This window comes from Pseudomonas sp. D2002, assembly GCF_013385735.1.
Lineage (GTDB): Bacteria > Pseudomonadota > Gammaproteobacteria > Pseudomonadales > Pseudomonadaceae > Aquipseudomonas.
This window is the reverse complement of record NZ_JACAPL010000003.1, coordinates 1,067,301-1,085,676: the sequence shown is the minus strand read 5'-3', so window position 1 is coordinate 1,085,676 and position 18,376 is coordinate 1,067,301. Positions and strand designations below refer to the sequence as shown.

The 18,376-nt window shown below is 59.9% G+C and carries 19 protein-coding genes and 5 tRNA genes; 16 read left to right on the top strand and 8 right to left on the bottom strand.

All coding sequences use genetic code 11. The annotated features are described in order from the left end of the window. Window positions 1-130 precede the first annotated feature (130 nt). The 7 genes from clpB to HX783_RS08240 all read left to right on the top strand — a co-directional run bounded on the left by clpB (window position 131) and on the right by HX783_RS08240 (window position 5,235). Window positions 131-2,695, top strand: coding sequence for an ATP-dependent chaperone ClpB (gene clpB / locus HX783_RS08270; RefSeq protein ID WP_177016557.1), 2,565 nt, complete (start codon window positions 131-133; stop codon window positions 2,693-2,695). Between the two features lie 303 nt (window positions 2,696-2,998). Next, a tRNA-Asn gene (locus tag HX783_RS08265) sits at window positions 2,999-3,074 on the top strand. 10 nt (window positions 3,075-3,084) lie between these two features. Further along, window positions 3,085-3,161: transfer RNA gene (locus HX783_RS08260), tRNA-Pro, on the top strand. Between the two features lie 5 nt (window positions 3,162-3,166). Then, window positions 3,167-3,242, top strand: a tRNA-Lys gene (locus HX783_RS08255). 94 nt (window positions 3,243-3,336) lie between these two features. Beyond that, window positions 3,337-3,413: transfer RNA gene (locus HX783_RS08250), tRNA-Pro, on the top strand. Window positions 3,414-3,580: 167 nt separating this feature from the next. Beyond that, entirely contained in the window at window positions 3,581-4,315 is a 735-nt protein-coding gene (locus HX783_RS08245) for a cysteine hydrolase family protein (RefSeq protein WP_177016556.1), read from the top strand. Window positions 4,316-4,347: 32 nt separating this feature from the next. Beyond that, entirely contained in the window at window positions 4,348-5,235 is an 888-nt protein-coding gene (locus HX783_RS08240; protein WP_177016555.1) for a LysR family transcriptional regulator, read from the top strand. A gap of 59 nt (window positions 5,236-5,294) precedes the next feature. Here the strand turns inward: HX783_RS08240 and HX783_RS08235 are convergent, their stop codons facing one another. The 3 genes from HX783_RS08235 to HX783_RS08225 all read right to left on the bottom strand — a co-directional run bounded on the left by HX783_RS08235 (window position 5,295) and on the right by HX783_RS08225 (window position 7,546). After that, window positions 5,295-6,593 (bottom strand): NAD(P)/FAD-dependent oxidoreductase, encoded by a 1,299-nt coding sequence (locus HX783_RS08235; RefSeq protein WP_177016554.1) that lies wholly within the window; start codon window positions 6,591-6,593, stop codon window positions 5,295-5,297. A 60-nt stretch (window positions 6,594-6,653) separates the two neighbouring features. Beyond that, window positions 6,654-6,827 carry a DUF3094 family protein gene (locus HX783_RS08230; RefSeq protein ID WP_064450648.1) on the bottom strand — a complete coding sequence of 58 codons (174 nt, stop codon included), beginning with the start codon at window positions 6,825-6,827 and terminating at the stop codon, window positions 6,654-6,656. Window positions 6,828-6,916: 89 nt separating this feature from the next. Next, window positions 6,917-7,546 carry a DUF1780 domain-containing protein gene (locus tag HX783_RS08225; protein ID WP_083360208.1) on the bottom strand — a complete coding sequence of 210 codons (630 nt, stop codon included), beginning with the start codon at window positions 7,544-7,546 and terminating at the stop codon, window positions 6,917-6,919. A gap of 100 nt (window positions 7,547-7,646) precedes the next feature. On the opposite strand from HX783_RS08225, the gene HX783_RS08220 reads away from it, so the two are divergent. The 3 genes from HX783_RS08220 to HX783_RS08210 all read left to right on the top strand — a co-directional run bounded on the left by HX783_RS08220 (window position 7,647) and on the right by HX783_RS08210 (window position 9,082). Continuing rightward, window positions 7,647-8,114, top strand: coding sequence for an FAD/FMN-containing dehydrogenase (locus HX783_RS08220; protein WP_177016553.1), 468 nt, complete (start codon window positions 7,647-7,649; stop codon window positions 8,112-8,114). Continuing rightward, a complete protein-coding gene (locus HX783_RS08215) occupies window positions 8,111-8,800 on the top strand; it encodes an energy-coupling factor ABC transporter permease (RefSeq protein WP_177016552.1) in 690 nt (229 codons plus the stop codon). Before HX783_RS08220 ends, HX783_RS08215 begins: the two co-directional genes overlap by 4 nt. A 66-nt stretch (window positions 8,801-8,866) precedes the next feature. Then, the gene (locus HX783_RS08210; RefSeq protein WP_003171680.1) at window positions 8,867-9,082 is read left to right on the top strand and encodes a hypothetical protein; all 216 of its coding nucleotides are present in this window, start codon (window positions 8,867-8,869) and stop codon (window positions 9,080-9,082) included. On the opposite strand, the gene yacG is transcribed toward HX783_RS08210, so the two are convergent. Genes yacG through HX783_RS08190 form a run of 4 tightly spaced genes read right to left on the bottom strand, consistent with a single transcriptional unit; the run spans window position 9,079 to window position 11,967 of the window. Continuing rightward, the gene (gene yacG / locus HX783_RS08205) at window positions 9,079-9,279 is read right to left on the bottom strand and encodes a DNA gyrase inhibitor YacG (RefSeq protein WP_159954185.1); all 201 of its coding nucleotides are present in this window, start codon (window positions 9,277-9,279) and stop codon (window positions 9,079-9,081) included. The genes HX783_RS08210 and yacG overlap by 4 nt on opposite strands. Continuing rightward, window positions 9,276-9,899 (bottom strand): dephospho-CoA kinase, encoded by a 624-nt coding sequence (coaE, locus tag HX783_RS08200; RefSeq protein ID WP_177016551.1) that lies wholly within the window; start codon window positions 9,897-9,899, stop codon window positions 9,276-9,278. Before coaE ends, yacG begins: the two co-directional genes overlap by 4 nt. Further along, the gene (locus HX783_RS08195) at window positions 9,896-10,762 is read right to left on the bottom strand and encodes an A24 family peptidase (protein WP_177016550.1); all 867 of its coding nucleotides are present in this window, start codon (window positions 10,760-10,762) and stop codon (window positions 9,896-9,898) included. Before HX783_RS08195 ends, coaE begins: the two co-directional genes overlap by 4 nt. Beyond that, window positions 10,759-11,967, bottom strand: coding sequence for a type II secretion system F family protein (locus HX783_RS08190; RefSeq protein WP_177016549.1), 1,209 nt, complete (start codon window positions 11,965-11,967; stop codon window positions 10,759-10,761). The genes HX783_RS08195 and HX783_RS08190 overlap by 4 nt, the downstream gene beginning before the upstream one ends. A 203-nt stretch (window positions 11,968-12,170) precedes the next feature. Here HX783_RS08190 and HX783_RS08185 point away from each other — a divergent pair, with 203 nt between their 5' ends. The 3 genes from HX783_RS08185 to HX783_RS08175 all read left to right on the top strand — a co-directional run bounded on the left by HX783_RS08185 (window position 12,171) and on the right by HX783_RS08175 (window position 13,208). Further along, window positions 12,171-12,584, top strand: a complete 414-nt coding sequence (locus HX783_RS08185) for a pilin (protein WP_159961324.1) — start codon at window positions 12,171-12,173, stop codon at window positions 12,582-12,584. 64 nt (window positions 12,585-12,648) lie between these two features. Beyond that, a tRNA-Thr gene (locus tag HX783_RS08180) sits at window positions 12,649-12,721 on the top strand. A 181-nt stretch (window positions 12,722-12,902) separates the two neighbouring features. Continuing rightward, a complete protein-coding gene (locus HX783_RS08175; protein ID WP_177016548.1) occupies window positions 12,903-13,208 on the top strand; it encodes a DUF6388 family protein in 306 nt (101 codons plus the stop codon). 278 nt (window positions 13,209-13,486) lie between these two features. Here HX783_RS08175 and nadC read toward each other — a convergent pair whose 3' ends face one another. Next, on the bottom strand, window positions 13,487-14,335 hold the full coding sequence (nadC, locus tag HX783_RS08170; protein ID WP_177016547.1) for a carboxylating nicotinate-nucleotide diphosphorylase: 849 nt from the start codon (window positions 14,333-14,335) through the stop codon (window positions 13,487-13,489). A 245-nt stretch (window positions 14,336-14,580) separates the two neighbouring features. Between nadC and HX783_RS08165 the strand changes: the two genes are divergently transcribed. From HX783_RS08165 to ampE, 3 genes are all read left to right on the top strand, one after another. After that, a complete protein-coding gene (locus tag HX783_RS08165; RefSeq protein WP_177016546.1) occupies window positions 14,581-16,737 on the top strand; it encodes a DUF1631 domain-containing protein in 2,157 nt (718 codons plus the stop codon). A 61-nt stretch (window positions 16,738-16,798) separates the two neighbouring features. Beyond that, a complete protein-coding gene (gene ampD, locus HX783_RS08160) occupies window positions 16,799-17,362 on the top strand; it encodes a 1,6-anhydro-N-acetylmuramyl-L-alanine amidase AmpD (protein WP_177016545.1) in 564 nt (187 codons plus the stop codon). Next, a complete protein-coding gene (gene ampE / locus HX783_RS08155) occupies window positions 17,359-18,195 on the top strand; it encodes a regulatory signaling modulator protein AmpE (RefSeq protein ID WP_177016544.1) in 837 nt (278 codons plus the stop codon). The genes ampD and ampE overlap by 4 nt, the downstream gene beginning before the upstream one ends. The last annotated feature ends 181 nt before the right edge of the window (window positions 18,196-18,376 follow it).

Here is an 18,376-nt window from a genome sequence, read left to right as displayed (position 1 = left end):
CTCTCCTGATCTGCGTCAACTATCCACCGCTTGAATCTCCCAGAATCGACCACATCTATAGGGGTATCTGGCAGGTTTCTTCATTCAGGATGTATTTACAGCTCCGGCCTGCTCAAAAGGAAGGTGACTAATGCGTATTGATCGTTTAACCAGCAAATTGCAGTTAGCTTTATCAGACTCTCAATCCTTGGCGGTGGGCCTCGACCACCCGGCCATCGAGCCTGCGCACTTGATGCAGGCGCTTCTGGAGCAGCAAGGTGGTTCTATCAAACCCTTGCTGATGCAGGTGGGCTTCGACGTCAACAGCTTGCGCAAGGAGTTGAGCAAAGAGCTCGACCAACTGCCGAAAATCCAAAACCCTACCGGCGACGTGAATATGTCGCAGGACTTGGCACGCCTGCTTAACCAGGCGGATCGCCTGGCCCAGCAAAAAGGTGACCAGTTCATCTCCAGCGAACTGGTGTTGCTGGCCGCGATGGACGACAACAGCAAGCTTGGCAAATTGTTGCTGGGCCAGGGCGTGAGCAAAAAGGCCCTGGAGAACGCCATCAACAACCTGCGTGGCGGTGAGGCAGTAAACGACCCGAACCACGAGGAGTCGCGCCAGGCCCTGGACAAATACACCGTCGACCTGACCAAGCGTGCGGAAGAAGGCAAGCTGGACCCGGTGATCGGTCGTGACGATGAGATTCGTCGCACCATTCAAGTGTTGCAACGTCGTACCAAGAACAACCCGGTGCTGATCGGTGAGCCTGGCGTGGGTAAAACCGCGATTGCCGAAGGCCTGGCCCAACGCATCATTAATGGTGAGGTGCCGGACGGCCTTAAAGGCAAGCGCTTGCTGTCTCTGGACATGGGCTCGCTGATCGCCGGTGCCAAGTTCCGCGGCGAGTTCGAGGAGCGTCTGAAATCCCTGCTCAACGAACTGTCGAAGCAGGAAGGGCAGATCATTCTGTTTATCGACGAACTGCACACCATGGTCGGCGCCGGTAAAGGCGAAGGCTCGATGGATGCGGGCAACATGCTCAAGCCGGCACTGGCTCGTGGCGAGTTGCACTGCGTTGGCGCGACCACGCTCAACGAATACCGCCAGTACATTGAAAAGGATGCAGCGCTTGAGCGTCGTTTCCAGAAAGTGCTGGTGGAAGAACCGAGCGAAGAAGACACCATCGCGATCCTGCGTGGCCTGAAAGAGCGCTATGAGGTCCACCACAAGGTGGCGATTACCGACGGCGCGATCATTGCAGCGGCCAAGTTGAGCCATCGCTATATCACTGACCGTCAGTTGCCGGATAAGGCCATTGACCTGATCGACGAAGCGGCCAGCCGCATTCGCATGGAGATCGACTCCAAGCCGGAAGTACTCGACCGCCTGGATCGGCGCCTGATTCAACTGAAAGTTGAATCCCAGGCGTTGAAAAAGGAAGAGGACGAGGCTGCGAAGAAACGCCTGGAAAAACTCCAGGAAGAAATCGTGCGGCTGGAGCGTGAATATTCGGACCTCGAAGAGATCTGGACCTCGGAAAAAGCCGAAGTGCAGGGTTCTGCGCAGATCCAGCAAAAGATCGAGCAGTCGCGCCAGGAGCTGGAAGCCGCGCGCCGTAAAGGCGACCTGAACCGCATGGCCGAGTTGCAGTACGGGGTAATCCCCGACCTGGAGCGCAGCCTGCAAATGGTCGACCAGCACGGCAAGCCCGAGAACCAGCTGCTGCGCAGCAAGGTGACCGAGGAAGAAATCGCCGAAGTCGTCTCGAAATGGACCGGCATCCCCGTGTCGAAAATGCTCGAGGGCGAGCGCGACAAGCTGCTGAAAATGGAAAGCCTGTTGCACCAGCGCGTCATCGGCCAGGAAGAGGCGGTGGTAGCGGTGTCCAACGCGGTACGGCGTTCCCGGGCTGGCTTGTCCGACCCGAACCGTCCGAGCGGCTCGTTCATGTTCCTCGGCCCAACCGGCGTGGGCAAGACCGAGCTGTGCAAGGCTTTGGCCGAGTTCCTCTTTGATACCGAAGAGGCCATGGTGCGGATCGATATGTCCGAATTCATGGAGAAACACTCGGTGGCGCGCTTGATTGGCGCACCACCAGGCTACGTGGGCTACGAGGAGGGCGGTTACCTGACCGAAGCCGTGCGGCGTAAGCCTTACTCGGTGATCCTGCTGGACGAGGTCGAGAAGGCCCACCCGGATGTGTTCAACATCTTGCTGCAGGTGCTGGAAGATGGCCGTCTGACGGACAGCCACGGGCGTACCGTGGATTTCCGCAACACGGTGATCGTGATGACCTCCAACCTGGGCTCGGCGCAGATCCAGGAGCTGGTCGGCGATCGTGAGGCGCAGCGTGCTGCGGTCATGGATGCGCTGACGTCGCACTTCCGCCCGGAATTTATCAACCGGGTCGATGAAGTGGTGATCTTCGAGCCTCTGGCGCGGGATCAGATCGCGGGCATCACCGAGATCCAGTTGGGCCGCCTGCGCAACCGTCTGGCCGAGCGCGAGCTGGACCTGGAGCTGAGCAGCGAGGCGTTGGACAAGCTGATCGCGGTGGGTTACGACCCGGTGTATGGCGCACGGCCGCTTAAACGTGCGATCCAGCGCTGGATCGAGAACCCGCTGGCGCAGTTGATCCTGTCGGGCAGCTTCATGCCGGGGACCAGCGTTGCGGCCACCGTGGACAACGACGAAATCGTCTTCCACTGAGCCCAGCCGGCATGGCTATAAGAGGAGGCCCCGCATTGCGGGGCCTTTTTTTTCGATAGGGCGTTGAACTGTAAGGCAAAGGCTTGTAAAGTGCGCCCCGCAGCAACGTCAGCCCACGGGTTTCTTCTCCCCAAGAAGAAATCAGAAAGAAGCGCAAATCATTGTCTTAAAAGCAATTTAAAGGGTTGACAGGGGTTTTTAAGATTGTAGAATAGCGCGCCTCAGAGACATGAACGTAGCGATACGGACGGGTCGAAGAGAAGGTTACATCGCAGTAAAAGTTGTACATTTGAAATGTGTAGTTCCGTGATAGCTCAGTCGGTAGAGCAAATGACTGTTAATCATTGGGTCCCAGGTTCGAGTCCTGGTCACGGAGCCAATTTCAAAACCGGGGTATAGCGCAGTCCGGTAGCGCGCCTGCTTTGGGAGCAGGATGTCAGGAGTTCGAATCCCCTTACCCCGACCATATTTGGGTCGTTAGCTCAGTTGGTAGAGCAGTTGGCTTTTAACCAATTGGTCGTAGGTTCGAATCCCACACGACCCACCATTTTTGAGACCAGTTAACGCTGGAATCGAATCTTAAGATCAGAGGCCAAAAGCGCTGATCGAAGAAGGCGACTGAGAGGTCGCCTTTTTTTTACCGGGGTATAGCGCAGTCCGGTAGCGCGCCTGCTTTGGGAGCAGGATGTCAGGAGTTCGAATCCCCTTACCCCGACCATATTAAAAATCCTCGTATCGAAAGATACGGGGATTTTTTTTGTCTTTTTTTTTGCTTTATTTGTGCAATTTCCAAACAGGCATTGTGTTCATTGGTGCGTTGGAGTGGTGGGCGCGGCCTCCTAGACTAGGCTTCGTCAATCCAACCAGCCCAAAGGAATTCGCATCATGACACTTGCCATTACCGCTCAACCAACGCGCTCGTTGCCTGCCTTGCTCAAGTCCACGCTGGTGGGGCTCGGCATGCTGATGGGCCTCGGTCAATATGCCGTCGCCGCGGAAACTGCCGCGAACAAGCAGCCGACTATTCGCGCCATGCTGGGCGCCAAGCCGACCGATCAACTCGACCCGAAAACCACCGCCTTGCTGGTCATCGACTTCCAGAACGAATATTTCACCGGCCGCATGCCGATCCCGGACGGCATGAAAGCCCTTGAAAACACCCAGCGCCTGATCCGGTTTGCCGACAAAGAAAAAATCCAGGTCATTCATGTGCAGCACATCGCCCCAGACGATGCGGCGTTATTCGCCAAGAACGGCAAAACCGTTGATTTTCACCCGCTGATGAAGCCTCGCCCGCAAGACATACTCGTGCAGAAGACCACCGTCAGTGTGTTTGCCAGCACCGACCTGGATGCGCAATTGAAGAAAGCCGGCGTCAAGACGCTGATTATCAGTGGCCTGATGACCCACGCGTGTGTCGCAGGCGCCGCTCGGGACGCCGCGCCGTTGGGTTATGACGTTGTGGTAGCATCCGATGCCAGTGCCACCCGGGCGATTACCCGCGCCGATGGCCGTTCGGTCACCAGGGATGAGTTGGACAACTCGGCGCTGGCTGAAATCGAAGACACCTTCGGTTCCGTGCTGACCACTGCGCAAATTATCGCTTTGCCGCTTAACTGATTCCTCAAACCCCATTGGGATCGCCTGTTTTCATGAACCAGCTGTCTGCCATGCGCGCCTTTCGGTGCATCGTCGAAGCCAAAGGCTTTTCTGCCGCAGCAGAGCGCCTGGATACCACGCACTCGACGATATCCCGGCAATTGCAGCAACTGGAGATTGAACTGGGCGCCCAATTGATCAACCGCAATACGCGGCGCTTCAGTCTGACGACGGCCGGGGAGCAGTACTACGCGGCGTGTGTGGATATCCTTGATCGTGTTGACGCCGCATCCCAGGCCATCGCGCATGGGCACCAACGCCCCGCCGGCGTACTGAGAGTCAGTGTGCCGCTGGTGGTGGGGACCCTGGACCTTGCGCACTGGCTGCCGGGCTTTCAGCGACGCTACCCCGATATCGAGTTGCAGTTGTGTTGTGACGATCAGTTCGTCGACCTGGTTGCCGACGGGTTTGATGTCGCGATACGCATCGCCAGCGCCCTGGCGGATACCTCATTGATCGCCCGCACGTTGACGGTTTCCAGCCTGGTGCTGGTGGCGTCAGCAGGGTACATCGGCCGCCATGGTTTGCCGCGTTCGGCCCAGGAGCTCGACAAGCATCGCCTGCTGACGTTTATGGGGGCGTCTTCGGATTGGGCGTTGAGCGCAGCACGTGGCGCGGTGGTCAAGGTCACGCCATCGGGGCGGTTCAGCACCAACACTATCAGTGCGTTGCACGCAGCTACATTGGCCGGGGCTGGCATTGCGTGTTTCACCCAGGCCACCGTGCACAATGATCTGGCGCAGGGCCAGTTGGTGCGCATTCTGCCCAACTACTCATTGGGTGAACGGCATTATTACGCGCTCTATCCACCGTCTCGGCACCTGGCGCCCAAAGTGCGCGCATTTGTCGACTACATGGCCGAGTTCTACCAGCAGAGTTAGCCCAATAAAAAATCCCCCTGTCGTTGGACAGGGGGATTTTTTTGTTGCCATTCAGCCGATCAGTGCAGTTTGAGCCTCGGCTCAGTCCCGCGCCCAATCTTGCTGCCCAGCATCAGCATCGCCGTGCGGAAAAAACCGTACAACGCCATCTGGTGCATGCGGTACAACGACACGTAGAACATCCGCGCCAACCAACCTTCGAGCATCACGCTGCCGGTCAGGTTGCCCATCAAGTTGCCCACCGCCGAGAACCGCGACAGCGAAATCAGCGAACCGTAATCGGTGTACTTGTACGACGGCAGGTCCTTGCCTTCGATGCGCAGTTTCAGCGACTTGGCCAGCAACGACGCCTGCTGGTGAGCCGCCTGGGCGCGCGGTGGTACGTTGCGGTCGGTGCCTGGTTGCGGGCAGGCGGCGCAGTCGCCGAAGGCGAAGATATTTTCGTCGCGGGTGGTCTGCAGTGTCGGCAGCACTTGAAGCTGGTTGATGCGGTTGGTTTCCAGGCCATCGATATCCTTGAGGAAGCCTGGCGCACGAATACCGGCCGCCCACACCTTGAGGCTGGCCGGGATGACCTGGCCGCTGCTGGTGATCAGGGCGTCGGCCGTCACTTCGCTGACCGCCGAGTTGGTCAGCACGGTGACCCCGAGTTTTTCCAGGGTTTTATGCACAGGCCCGCCAATGCGCTCCGGCAGCGCGGGCAATACCCGTGGGCCGGCTTCGATCAGGGTGATGTGCATGTTTTCCGGTTTGATCCGGTCCAGGCCATAGGCCGCCAGCTCATGGGCGGCGTTATGCAGCTCGGCCGCCAGTTCGACGCCGGTGGCACCGGCGCCGACGATGGCGACGCTGATCTGTTCAATGGTATCGGTCTGGCCGGCATGGGCGCGCAGGTAGTGGTTCAGCAACTGCTGGTGGAAACGCTCGGCCTGCTTGCGCGTGTCGAGGAACAGGCAGTGCTGCGCCGCGCCCTCGGTGCCGAAGTCATTGGTGGTGCTGCCGACCGCGATCACCAGGCTGTCATAGCCCAGCACGCGCGCAGGCACCAGTTCGCGGCCCTCTTCATCGAGGGTGGCGGCCAGCTGGATCTTCTTCTGTTCACGGTCGAGCCCGCTCATGCGCCCCAGTTGGAACTCGAAGTGGTTCCATTTGGCCTGGGCGACATAGTTGAGTTCGTCTTCGGAAGAGTTCAGCGAACCGGCCGCCACTTCGTGCAGCAACGGCTTCCAGATATGGGTCAGGTTGGCGTCCACCAGCGTGATGCTGGCGATGCCGCGCTTGCCCAGAGTCTTACCCAGGCGGGTAGCCAACTCCAGGCCGCCGGCGCCGCCGCCGACGATAATAATACGATGGGTCATGGGGATATCTCGCAAGGCTAAAAGAAATCGGAGCAGTTACCCCCGCGAGCGCCAGGCAGCTCATAGCGTCAGGTAACTCAAAAGGCGGCTCAGCAGACCAAGCCCGATCACCGCCACCAGCACCACACCAAGGAGCAGCCACGGCCGGAAAGGCTTGCGCTCGACTCGGTTCTGGGAGAGTTGCAGGTACTCTTCGACATGCTGTTGGTCATCGGGGTTCAGGCGGCTGGTCATAAAGGCCTCGTCAGGTAGACGTTGCGAAAGGGCGCCACGTTACAGTCAGGAGATTGGCGGCATCGCCACAAGCGTAGCCTGTGCCCGCGTCACAGGCTGATGCCCACGTCGAATACTATGCTGCGCCCCAAGTTGTTGCGCAAGAAGTCCGGCGCATCCGGATGGGCGAACAGCACGCGGGCAAAGGTCGGCCCTACCAGCGACAACGAGCGCCAGCCCTGGCGTAAATATTCGGTGGGTGGTGGGAAATGGCTGTTGAGGTCCAGCACTTCGCGCTTGAGGCTGGTGAAGGCGATGAGGTCCAGCTCGCCCAGGTCCATGCCGCGCTCTTTATAGTTGTGCGCTTTTTTGCGCAGGGTCGGCGCCAGGCGCAGCAGGAACTCATGGGCCGGGATGCGCCGCGGCTTGGCCTCGCGCCGTACCAATTGGCTCAGGGAAAACGCACTGCGCCTTCGCAGCAGTTCATCGCGCCATTCGTCGTTCAGGCGGCGCCCTTCATCCAGCACAAAAAACACTTCGAAACTGGCGTCGCGAAACAGCACATCCGGCGGCTCTTGACCGGCGGCATGAAACTCTTCGGCCCGGTAGGGCACATTCAAGCCTTGCAGCAGGCGCTGGCAGACCCAACGCTCACGCTCCCATTTGCGGGCATTGGACAGGAACGCATTGGCTTGTTCGGCCGCTACGGTGAGCAGGCGCAGGTAATCTGAGTCATCCATATTTGCAGCTTAGCGTCCAAATGATGACCGCAGGAAGTCTTGCTTTAAAACGCCGGTGTAGACTGGCGACTCGACTGTCATCCGAACCAAGGAGTACGCGGTGAAGTGTTTTGTGGTGCTGTTTTTGAGCCTTTTGCCCTTGTGGGCCCAAGCCATCGAAGTCGGTGAACGCGTGGCGCCGTGGACCTTGCTCGACCAGTTCGACCAAGCCTACACCCTGGATGACCAAGCGCAGATTCTATTGGTTGCCCGCAGTATGGACGCCGCCAAGCTGGTAGATGCTGCGCTGCAAGGCCAGCCCAAAGGCTATCTCGACGCGCGGCACGCCGTGTTTGTCGCCGATATCCAGCGCATGCCCCGGCTGATCGCCAAGCTGTTCGCCGTGCCGGCCATGCAGGCCTACAACTACCGAGTCATGCTCGACCGCGATGCGCGTGTCGCCCCGCGTTATCCAGGCGCTGTGGATAAGGTGCTGTGGCTGCAACTCGATAACGGCAAGTTGGTCGCGCAACACGAATACAGTTCGGCTGCCGAGTTGCGCCAGGCACTGGAGCAGGTGAAGCCTTGATCAGCGCCGCCGTGCTGGCGCCGCAAACCCTCAGCATCGGCTGGCTGCTGTATGTGCCGGTGGTGATGTGGGCGATCCTGCGCTCGCCATGGGTCGAGCTATTTGCCGACCGTCGGCGTCAGCATTTGCTGTTCGGCACCGTATTCGCGCTGTTTATGTTGTGGCTGGTACGGCGCGATTTCGATACCGGCGTGTCCTACCACTTTATCGGCATGACTGCCGTCACGCTGCTGCTCGATTGGCCATTGGCAATCGTCGGCGGGTTGGCCGCGCAGTTCGGGTTGGTGCTGCTGGGGCGTCAGGATCTGGCCGCTGTCGGCATCAATGGCTTGCTGCTGATCGTGCTGCCGGTGCTGGTGACCGAAGCCTGCGCGGTGCTGGTCGAGCGGGCGCAGCCACGCAATCCCTTCGTGTATATCTTCTGCTCCGGCTTTTTTGCCGCCGCGCTGTCGGCGCTGCTCTGTCTTTTGGCGGCATTGGGGCTGCTGTGGTTCGACGGCCGCTTTGCAATGCCGGAATGGCTGGAAGACTTCGTCGGCTACCTGTGGCTGATTATCTTCCCCGAAGCCTTTATCAACGGCATGGTCGTCAGCGCCCTGGTGGTTTTTTGCCCGGAATGGCTGGAGACGTTCAACCGCACGCGCTATCTCTCGGCGCCCTGGAAGGATGACGATACGCAGCGTTGATCCAGGTCAAATCCCGGGCTGACGCGCACGCCCATGCTCTGCGAAATTCTTCTAGAGGCTTGAATGATGAGTGTGTACGAGTGGGCACGGCAAGAATTGCGCAGAAGCCAGGACGCAGCCCAGGAAATCGGTTTTGACCCAGGCCTTACCCTGCGCGCCATGCTCAGCGCGGTGGTGCAGCAGAGCAAAGGTGTGCGCAGTTTCGAAGACCTGGCCGACGAGCTGCAATACCTTGCAGAGAACCTCGACGACCAGCAGGAATACGCCTTTATGCGGCCTTAGTGTTTAGGCTGAAAGTCTTCGGAGAACAGCTCGTCCTCTGCATCCGGGCTGACCGGAATCTTGTGCTCTTCCGACGCCCAGGCGCCGAGGTCGATGAGTTTGCAACGGTCCGAGCAGAACGGCCGGTTCGGGTTGGTCGCTTTCCATTCCACGGGTGCACCGCAGGTTGGGCAGTCGACGGTCATAGGTTGGCTCATGATCGGCCTCCACGCAAAGTAAGGTAAAAGTGGTGCAGTCGCTCGACCTCGCTGTGCAACCAAGCGAGGTCCTGGTCATTGACCAGCACGTCATCGGCATGGTTCAGGCGGTCTTCACGGCTGGACTGGGCCTTCAGAATCGCCTGCACCTGCTGCTCGCTGATGCCGTCGCGCTGCAGGGTACGCTGAATCTGCAGTGATTGCGGCACGTCGATCACCAGGATGCGCTGGGTCATACTGTACTGGCCGGACTCGATCAGCAGCGGTGATACCAGAATCGCGTAAGGCGACTGCGCGCGTGCCAAGTGGCTGCGAATTTCCTCACCGATCAGCGGGTGCAGCAGGGCTTCCAGCCAGCGACGCTTTTCGGGTACTTCAAAGATCAGCTTGCGCAGCGCGGCGCGGTCCAACTGGCCGTCGGGCTGCAATACGCCCGCACCAAAATGCTCAGCGATCTGCGCCAGTGCCGGCCGGCCGGGCTCTACCACCCAGCGGGCGGCATGGTCGGCGTCGATCAAGTCGATGCCCAGTTCCATAAAGTGCTTGGCCGCCGCGCTTTTACCACTGCCGATGCCGCCAGTGAGGCCAAGAATCCAAGGTGTTGCGACAGAAGTGGTCATCTGAAACCGACAGACTGCAAATAGAAGTCGGTTATTTGACCACCCCAGAGCAATGCAATCCAGCCGGCAATCGCCAGGCATGGACCAAACGGCATCGGAATCGATGCCTGGGGCTTGCGCAAGCGCAACAGAACCAGCCCGGCAGCTACTCCCAGCAGCGACGACATCAGCAGTGTCATCGGCAAAATCTGCCAGCCACCCCAGGCGCCGAGCAAGGCCAATAACTTGAAGTCGCCATAGCCCATGCCGTCCTTGCCGGTAACCACCTTGAACAGCCAGAACACCGTCCACAGGCTCAAGTAACCAATGACCGCGCCCCAGAGCGCATCGGGCAGCGACGTCAGCACGTCAGCGCTGTTGAGGATCAACCCCAGCCATAACAGCGGCAGCACCAGAACGTCGGGCAGCAATTGATGGTCCACGTCGATCAGGCTCATCGCCAGCAAGCCCCAACTCAGCAACATCACCGCGCCGGCTTGCCAGCCGAAGCCGAAATGCCAGGCAACTGTCGCCGAGATCAGCGCGCAGGCCAACTCGGTGAAAGGGTAGCGGGCACTGATAGGTTCCCGACAATGGGCGCAACGGCCCTTGAGCAGCAGGTAGCTGAGCAGCGGAATATTTTCCCAGGCGCGAATCGGTTGATTGCACTGCGGGCAGCACGAACCGGGATGCATCAAGTTATACCTGGCGCCCGCAGGGTCGGCAGGTAAGCCGAGCACTTCCTGGGCCTGGCCGCGCCACTCGCGCTCGAGCATCTTCGGCAGGCGCCACACCAGCACATTGAGGAAACTGCCGACGATCAGCCCAAGCAGCAGCGCTATCGTGACAAAGACCCACGGTTCTTCCTGAAGCAACAGGCTCAAAATGCCGACCCCATTTGGAATACCGGCAAGTACATGGCGATGACCAAGGTGCCGACAATGCCACCCAGTACCACCATGATCAGCGGCTCCATCAGGCTGGTGAGGTTGTCGACCAGGTCGTCCACGTCGGCCTCGTAGTGATTGGCGACTTTTTCCAGCAGGGTGTCGAGGGTGCCGGATTCTTCGCCAATCGCTGTCATCTGGACCGCCATACCGGGAAACAGCCCCTTGCTGGCCATGGATTGATGCAACGGCATGCCTGTGGATACATCGTGACGCATATGCTCGATCGCCTGTTTGAACAACCCATTACCCACCGCGCCTGCCACGGAGTCCAACGCCTGCACCAAGGGCACGCCCGCGGCAAAGGTGGTCGAGAGTGTGCGGGCATAGCGGGCCACGGCGGTTTTTTTCAGCAGTGTGCCTGCCAGCGGCGCGTTCAACAAACCGGTATCCAACCAGTGACGAAAACCTGGCGCTGCGCGGTAGGCCTGGCGCAGGCCCGCCAGGGTGGCGGCCACGCCAAGCGCGAGCATCCACCAGGCGCGCTGGAGGAATTCGGACAGGGCAATCACCGTCAACGTCAGGCCGGGCAGTTGGCCGTCGACCCCGGCAAACAGGTTCTGGAACTGCGGCACCACATGAATCAGCAGGACGCTGCTGACCACGCAGGCGACCACGATGACGGCGATGGGGTAGGTCATGGCCTTCTTGATGCGTGCCTTGAGCTGCTGGCTTTTCTCCAGGTGCACGGCGACCCTTTCCAGCAGGGTTTCCAACGCGCCGGCCTGCTCACCGGCGGCCACCAGGTTGCAATACAGGTCATCGAAGTGACGAGGGTGCTTACGCAGTGCTGCGGCGAGGTTGTTGCCGGCGGCGATCTCCTGTTTCAAGGCCCTGACCAGCTCGCGCATCGGGCGGCTATCGAAGCCTTCGCGGATAATGTCGAAGGCTTGCAGCAACGGAATGCCAGCCTTCAGCAATGTCGCCAACTGGCGCGTGAACAAGGCAATATCGGCGGGTTTTATCGGCGGCGCGAAGCGTGGCAGGCGTGTGGTCTTCTTGCGCACGCGGCCGGGGCAGACCCCTTGCTGGCGCAGCTGCGCCTTGATCAGTGCCAGGTTTTGGCCGACGGTGTGCCCGGACACCCTGCGCCCTTTGCGGTTGATGCCTTCCCAGGCGTAGATCGTTGCAGTGTCATTCATGTCACGTTTCCGCACGCAGCTCGTTGAAGATTTATAGCTTAGTCAGCTGCGGGATTCGGACAGGCTGGCGGCGGGGAGTAAAATGTCAGATTGTGCGTCTTACGCGCGATTGGCTGCTCGCGCATGAGTACACTGGCGCCGCTGCATACTGCGGGGCGCAGGACGCGCCTTGTTATGAGTTCTATATCTGGAGAGTGAAAGTGATGCGTCAGAAAGGCTTTACCTTGATTGAGTTATTGATCGTCGTGGCAATCATCGGCATTTTGGCCACCGTCTGTTTGCCCCTGTACACCAAGCATCAGGCCAAGGCCAAGTTGACGGCGGGTTTGGCCGAAATCTCGGCGCTGAAGGCCGGTTTCGAAGACACCCTCAACCAGGGCACCGTGCCGACCCTTGCCTTGATCGGCGGCATCAGCCCCACCGCCAATTGCAAGATTGACGTGGCCGGTGATGTGGCGACCGGCGCCGGTTCCATCAGCTGTGAAATCCTTGATGCGCCTGCGCCCGTGCTGGGCAAGACCATCACCTTGACGCGCAGCGCCACCACGGGCTGGAAGTGCGCTACCAACGCCGACGCGCAATACGTTGTAAAGGGTTGCGGCGCCGACGGGGCCTGATTGCCGCTGGGCGGTGGGCGAGTTAGTTGCTGCATGCCCAATGCGGTGCTAGCTTTAGCCCACCGCCCGTGTAGCTCAGCCGGTAGAGCAGCGCACTCGTAACGCGAAGGTCGCAGGTTCGATTCCTGTCTCGGGCACAAAGGCAACATTGTTTCAAAGGCAACGTTTCAAAGGCAACGTTTCAAAGGCAGCACTGTTTTCAGATGATCCCAGAATGGTTCTGAAGGCCAGACGAGCCGGCATCCGTGCCCGCTCTTTCGTATCTGCGCAACCTTGATGACCCAGATGCATCCCCATTCCTCGATCTAAGAGAACAACATGACCACACCAGAAATGACCCAGGAACAGCGGCACGAAGCAGCCCTCAAAAAGTACGTCGCGGAGTCGCCGGAACTGCTGGACGAGATCAAGGACCTGAGTGCTGATGATCAGCGCGATCAGATCCAATGGGCATTTGAGGATGAGGCCGAGGCCCAGGGCCTGCAGCCGTGGGAGCTGACGCTCAAGTACACCTCGACTCCGGAAGAATTCGAAGCCGCACGCCTGGCCTTGCACAAGGAGGCCGCCGAGGTGCTGGGTGTCGACTGGAACGAGTATTGCGGGATGAACAACCTCGCGATCTAAGCACCAAGTCTGACGCGAGCTTGTTGTGGAAGGCGCGCTTGGTTGGCGAGTGGGCTTGAACGGGTTAGTGGGTTTGTTGTGGCGAGCGGGCTTGCCCCGCGTTGGGCTGCGAAGCGGCCCCAATACAGGCACCGCGTAGTTCCAGTTAAACCCTGGCGTCTGGTTTCAGGGCCGCTTCGCGCCCCAACGCGGGGCAAGCCCGCTCGCCACGACAGTCCGCTCGCCACGACAGCCCCGCTCAACGCAACAAGCAGCCGCACAATTTTCGGTCATGTGCCTCAGAGACTGAGGCGCATCGACAAATCCACCGCCTTCACATCCTTGGTCATCGCGCCGATGGAGATGTAATCCACCCCGGTTTCAGCGATGGGCAGCAGCGTGGTTTCGTTGATCCCGCCGCTGGCTTCCAATTTGGCCTTGCCGGCGTTCAGGCGCACCGCCTCACGCATGTCATCCAGGCTCAACTCGTCGAGCATGATGATATCGGCGCCCGCCGCCAGGGCTTCGCGCAACTCATCCAAACTTTCCACTTCGATTTCGACCGGCTTGCCCGGGGCGATCTTGTGGGCCGCCGTAATCGCCTGGGCAATGCCGCCACAGGCCGCGATATGGTTTTCCTTGATCAGGAACGCGTCATAAAGGCCGATGCGGTGGTTATGGCAACCGCCGCAGGTCACCGCGTATTTCTGCGCCAGGCGCAGGCCCGGCAGGGTTTTGCGGGTGTCCAGCAGCTTGACCTGGGTGGACGCGACAAAGTCCGCCAGTGACTGAGCGCGGGTGGCGACGCCTGACAACATTTGCAGAAAATTCAGTGCACAGCGTTCACCGCTCAGCAGCGAGCGGGCCGGGCCTTCCAGATGGAACAACGCCTGGTTGGGGCTGACGCGCTCACCGTCGGCCACCTGCCAATGCACCGCAACCCGCGGGTCGAGCTGGCGGAAGACGGCGTCCACCCAGGCGGTGCCGGCAATAACGGCCGAGTCGCGGGTAATGATCGTGGCCTTGGCCAGCCGTTCGGCCGGGATCAGTTGCGCAGTGATGTCGCCGCTGCCGATGTCTTCCAGCAGTGCGCGGCGCACGTTGGCTTCGATTTCGGCGGTGAGGTCGGCAAGACGGAGATTCGGCATAACAGGCTCCACAAACAAAGTGCCTCGATTATAGGGGCAGTGCAGCGATGAACACAGGCTCACCACTCATTTGCAGCGTAATGGCAGAGTTTGCTGGCGCAACTACCCTCATTTGCAAGATAATCTCGCGCCTTGCAATTGGCGTCATAGCTTTGACGTCCTGGTGATAAACGGTTTTTTACAGCTCCAATGGGGCCTGTCGCCGGTATTTCCCCACCCCAACACCGCCGTTTCAGGAGGCCAGGATGCACATTGACGGAAAGGTGGTGCCAATCAACAAGGCACAGGCCACGCCATCGCCGCTCGCGCGCTTGCCGGTGGTGTTGCTGCAAGTGCGTGACAAGGCTGCTCAACAACTGCAACAAGGCTTGCAGGAACTGTTCGATAACGCCGACGACACCCTGTTCGAAATGGCCGACAAGGCTCGCAGCAACGTTGACCATCACATTTTCTTTGAAGCCATGCGCGACTTGCGCCTCAAGCGCAAGAATTTCGAACGCGTGTTCATGGAGCAGCTGTTCGCCGCGTTCGCCAACCTGGGGCAAGCCGGGCGGGGCGATCCGCACTTGGTGCCGGTGTTCTCCTTTGACGCGGCGCCCGGTACGTCCAGCGATGAGCTGGAAAAAGCCGTGGCGCTGGAGGCCATGCTTGGTCGGGTGCGGCATCGCGATGGCCTGGCGCTGGGGCAATTGACCGCGCGCTTGAGCGTGTTGCTCGGCAAGCCCCTGGATGAGCGTGACAACCCGCTGGGACCGGCACTGCTGTGTGAGTTCTTTTTGCGTGCAGGACGCAGCCTGGGGGTGGAGATCCGCGTCAAGCTGATCATGCTCAAGCTGTTTGAAAAGTATGTGCTCAGTGACGCTGACCAGTTGTTCGGCGAAGCCAACCAGTTACTGGTTGCCACCGGGGTGTTGCCTGAGCTCAAGGCGGTGCCGTCACGTCGACCCGGCGGGCGGGCGGCGCGCGAACAACAGCATGAGGGCGGCTCGCCCAGCGTCGACCAGCCCCTTGATGAAACCGGCCAGGAAGCCTTCGCCGCCCTGCAGAAATTGCTGGCTGCCGTGCGTGGCAGCGTAGCGCCGACCCTGGAAGCCAGCGCCGAGCCGCAACCCATTGCCACGCGTGACCTGTTGCGGTTGCTCTCGCACCTGCAGCAATACGTGCCGGAACCCGAGGTTGAGGATGATTTCGACCTGCGCAACCAGCTTGGGCAGTTGTTGACCCGGGTCAGCGTCAAGAGTGGTAAATCCCGCGTCGTGGAAGAAGCGGACGAGGACGTGATCAACCTGATCGCCTTGCTGTTCGAGTTCATCCTTAACGACCGCACCGTGCCTGCGGCCTTCAAGGGCCTGATCGCGCGCTTGCAGATCCCGATGTTGAAAGTCGCGGTGCTGGACAAGAGTTTCTTCAGCCGTACCAGCCACCCGGCGCGGCGACTGCTTAATGAGATCGCTTCAGCCGCCATGGGCTGGAGCCCGCACGCTGACTACCAGCATGACGGCCTGTACCTGCAGATTGAGCAGGTGGTGCAGTGCCTGTTGAATGATTTTGTCGAAGACCCGGCGATTTTTTCCCAACTGCTCGCGCAGTTCACGGCGTTTACCTCGGATGAGCGTCGCCGTAGCGAGCTGCTTGAACAGCACACCCGTGAGGCCGAAGAAGGGCGCGTGCGCACGCAAGCTGCCCGTGAGCGTGTAGCCGGCCTGCTTAACCGGCGTTTGCTGGGCAAGGTATTGCCACAATCGGTGGTGCAGTTTCTCCAGCAGGCCTGGAGCCAGGTGTTGTTGCTGGCCAGCCTCAAGCACGACGAACAGTCGGTGCAATGGCAGGCGGCGGTGCGCACCATGGACGAGTTGATCTGGAGTGTGGGCCTGCAGAAAGACACGCAAGCGGGCCGGCACCTGCTGGAGCAACTGCCTGGGCTGCTCGCGGCATTGCGCAACGGCTTGACCAACGCGGCATTCGATCCCTTCAGCACGCGTGAATTTTTTGTGCGGTTACAGGCCATGCACCTTCAGTCTTGCGAAGGCGAGGGCATCGACGCGTTGATCAAGGTGCGCGAGCCCTTTTCATTCAGTGCCGGGGTGCCTGACCCCGTCGAAGAGCTGCCGAGCGATGATCCGGACCTGCTCAAGGCCCACCAACTGCGCATCGGCGGCTGGTTTGAGTATCGGCAAGGCGCAGGCACCTGCTTGCGGTGCAAGCTGACGGCGATCATGGCACCGGCCAATAGCTATATTTTTGTCAGCCGTACCGGGCTCAAAGTCCTGGAGAAAAGCGCCGGCCAACTGGCCATGGCGTTCAAACGCGACGCGCTGCGCACCTTGGACGATAAACCGCTGTTCGACCGTGCGCTGGCGTGCGTGGTGGGCAACCTGCGTCAACTCAATCGCGGCAAGTGATCGCAACCGCAGGGCTGAACGCGGCATACTGGTAACACCTCGTCTCATTCAAGGAACCTGTATGCAGTTGGACCCCACCAGTGGTTGGTGCCAGGGCATTCGACATTGCCCTTCGCCCAACTTCAACGAGCGCCCCGCAGGCGAAATCTCACTGTTGGTGGTGCATAACATCAGTTTGCCACCGGCGCAATTTTCCACGGGCAAGGTGCATGAGTTTTTCCAGAATCGCCTGGATGTCACGGAGCATCCTTACTTTGAAGGGATTAGCGACTTACGGGTGTCTGCGCATTTTCTGATTGAACGCGACGGCGCGGTGACGCAATTTGTATCGTGCCTGGACCGCGCCTGGCATGCGGGCGTGTCCAGTTTCGCAGGACGTGAAGTCTGCAATGATTTTTCCTTGGGGATCGAGCTGGAAGGGACGGACGAGCTACCGTTTACCGATGCTCAATATACGTCGCTGATCGACCTGACGCGTCAGTTGCTGGCCGCCTACCCGGACATTACCCAGCAACGTATTTGTGGTCACAGTGATATCGCCCCGGGGCGCAAGACCGACCCGGGCCCGGCTTTTGATTGGTTGCGCTTTCGCAGCGCCCTGCAGGATGGAGGACACGCACGATGAGTTTCCTGGTGTTGGTGCTGGCAGTCTGGATCGAGAAATTCTCGGCCCTGCGTCGGCGATTGCAGCGCGACGGCGGATGGTTGCGAGAGCTGGCCAAACTGGAGTCGAGCCCACGCCTGGGCAAGCGGCCGTGGTTGATTCTTGTGCTGCTGGTGTTGTTGCCGGTGGCCCTGCTGGCGCTGTTGCTGGTGGTGCTGGAGCCGGTGGCTTATGGGTTGCTGGCGCTGCCGGTGCACTTGCTGGTGGTGATTTACAGCCTGGGCCGTGGCGACTTGTTGGCCGAGCTTGGGCCGTTTCGCGATGCCTGGCGGCGCGGCGATCTGCAAGCCGCCGAGCATGTGGCCGAACGCGACCTGAAGATTGCGGCCGACACTGGCGAGCAATTGCTGGAGCGTGTGCAAGGCCATCTGCTCTGGCAGGCGTACCAAAGTTTTTTCGCGGTGATTTTCTGGTATTTCTTGCTGGGGCCGGTCGCGGCGCTGGCCTATCGCTTGTTGGCGTTGGCCAGCGAGCATAGCCAGAACCCCTTGGTCGCTGAGCGTGCCGGGCAGTTGCGCCATGCATTCGACTGGTTACCGGTGCGCCTGCTGGCGGCGAGTTTTGCCTTGGTGGGTAACTTTGTCGCGGTCAGCCGAGTGATGCTGCATGAACTGCTGAGCTGGGACATCAGCGCTGCGCAACTGATGGAAAAAGTCGGTTTGGTGGCCGCTGAAATCCCACCGCCGGTGGTGGGGGCTGACGGTATCAACAGCCTCGATCGCCTGTGGGAACTGCTGCTGCGTGCGGCGGTGCTGTGGTACGCCGGGTTTGCGATCTGGACGGTGTTGCCGTAAACGGCTGAACGCGTTTAAAAATGTGGGAGCGGGCTTGCTCGCGAATACGGTAGCTCAGGCACAAATTTGTTGACTGATATTCCGCCTTCGCGAGCAAGCCCGCTCCCACATTTGGTGTGTGGTGGACCTGAGGTCCGTTAACCTTACGTTACAAAACTCCCTTTCAAATTGAGCTATACAG

Bases quoted from the DNA above. Each gene is read 5' to 3' on its own strand.
- clpB (WP_177016557.1), top strand. From the start codon at position 131: ATGCGTATTGATCGTTTAACCAGCAAATTGCAGTTAGCTTTATCAGAC.
- HX783_RS08245 (WP_177016556.1), top strand. From the start codon at position 3,581: ATGACACTTGCCATTACCGCTCAACCAACGCGCTCGTTGCCTGCCTTG.
- HX783_RS08240 (WP_177016555.1), top strand. From the start codon at position 4,348: ATGAACCAGCTGTCTGCCATGCGCGCCTTTCGGTGCATCGTCGAAGCC.
- HX783_RS08235 (WP_177016554.1), bottom strand. From the start codon at position 6,593: ATGACCCATCGTATTATTATCGTCGGCGGCGGCGCCGGCGGCCTGGAG.
- HX783_RS08230 (WP_064450648.1), bottom strand. From the start codon at position 6,827: ATGACCAGCCGCCTGAACCCCGATGACCAACAGCATGTCGAAGAGTAC.
- HX783_RS08225 (WP_083360208.1), bottom strand. From the start codon at position 7,546: ATGGATGACTCAGATTACCTGCGCCTGCTCACCGTAGCGGCCGAACAA.
- HX783_RS08210 (WP_003171680.1), top strand. From the start codon at position 8,867: ATGAGTGTGTACGAGTGGGCACGGCAAGAATTGCGCAGAAGCCAGGAC.
- yacG (WP_159954185.1), bottom strand. From the start codon at position 9,279: ATGAGCCAACCTATGACCGTCGACTGCCCAACCTGCGGTGCACCCGTG.
- coaE (WP_177016551.1), bottom strand. From the start codon at position 9,899: ATGACCACTTCTGTCGCAACACCTTGGATTCTTGGCCTCACTGGCGGC.
- HX783_RS08190 (WP_177016549.1), bottom strand. From the start codon at position 11,967: ATGAATGACACTGCAACGATCTACGCCTGGGAAGGCATCAACCGCAAA.
- HX783_RS08185 (WP_159961324.1), top strand. From the start codon at position 12,171: ATGCGTCAGAAAGGCTTTACCTTGATTGAGTTATTGATCGTCGTGGCA.
- HX783_RS08175 (WP_177016548.1), top strand. From the start codon at position 12,903: ATGACCACACCAGAAATGACCCAGGAACAGCGGCACGAAGCAGCCCTC.
- nadC (WP_177016547.1), bottom strand. From the start codon at position 14,335: ATGCCGAATCTCCGTCTTGCCGACCTCACCGCCGAAATCGAAGCCAAC.
- HX783_RS08165 (WP_177016546.1), top strand. From the start codon at position 14,581: ATGCACATTGACGGAAAGGTGGTGCCAATCAACAAGGCACAGGCCACG.
- ampD (WP_177016545.1), top strand. From the start codon at position 16,799: ATGCAGTTGGACCCCACCAGTGGTTGGTGCCAGGGCATTCGACATTGC.
- ampE (WP_177016544.1), top strand. From the start codon at position 17,359: ATGAGTTTCCTGGTGTTGGTGCTGGCAGTCTGGATCGAGAAATTCTCG.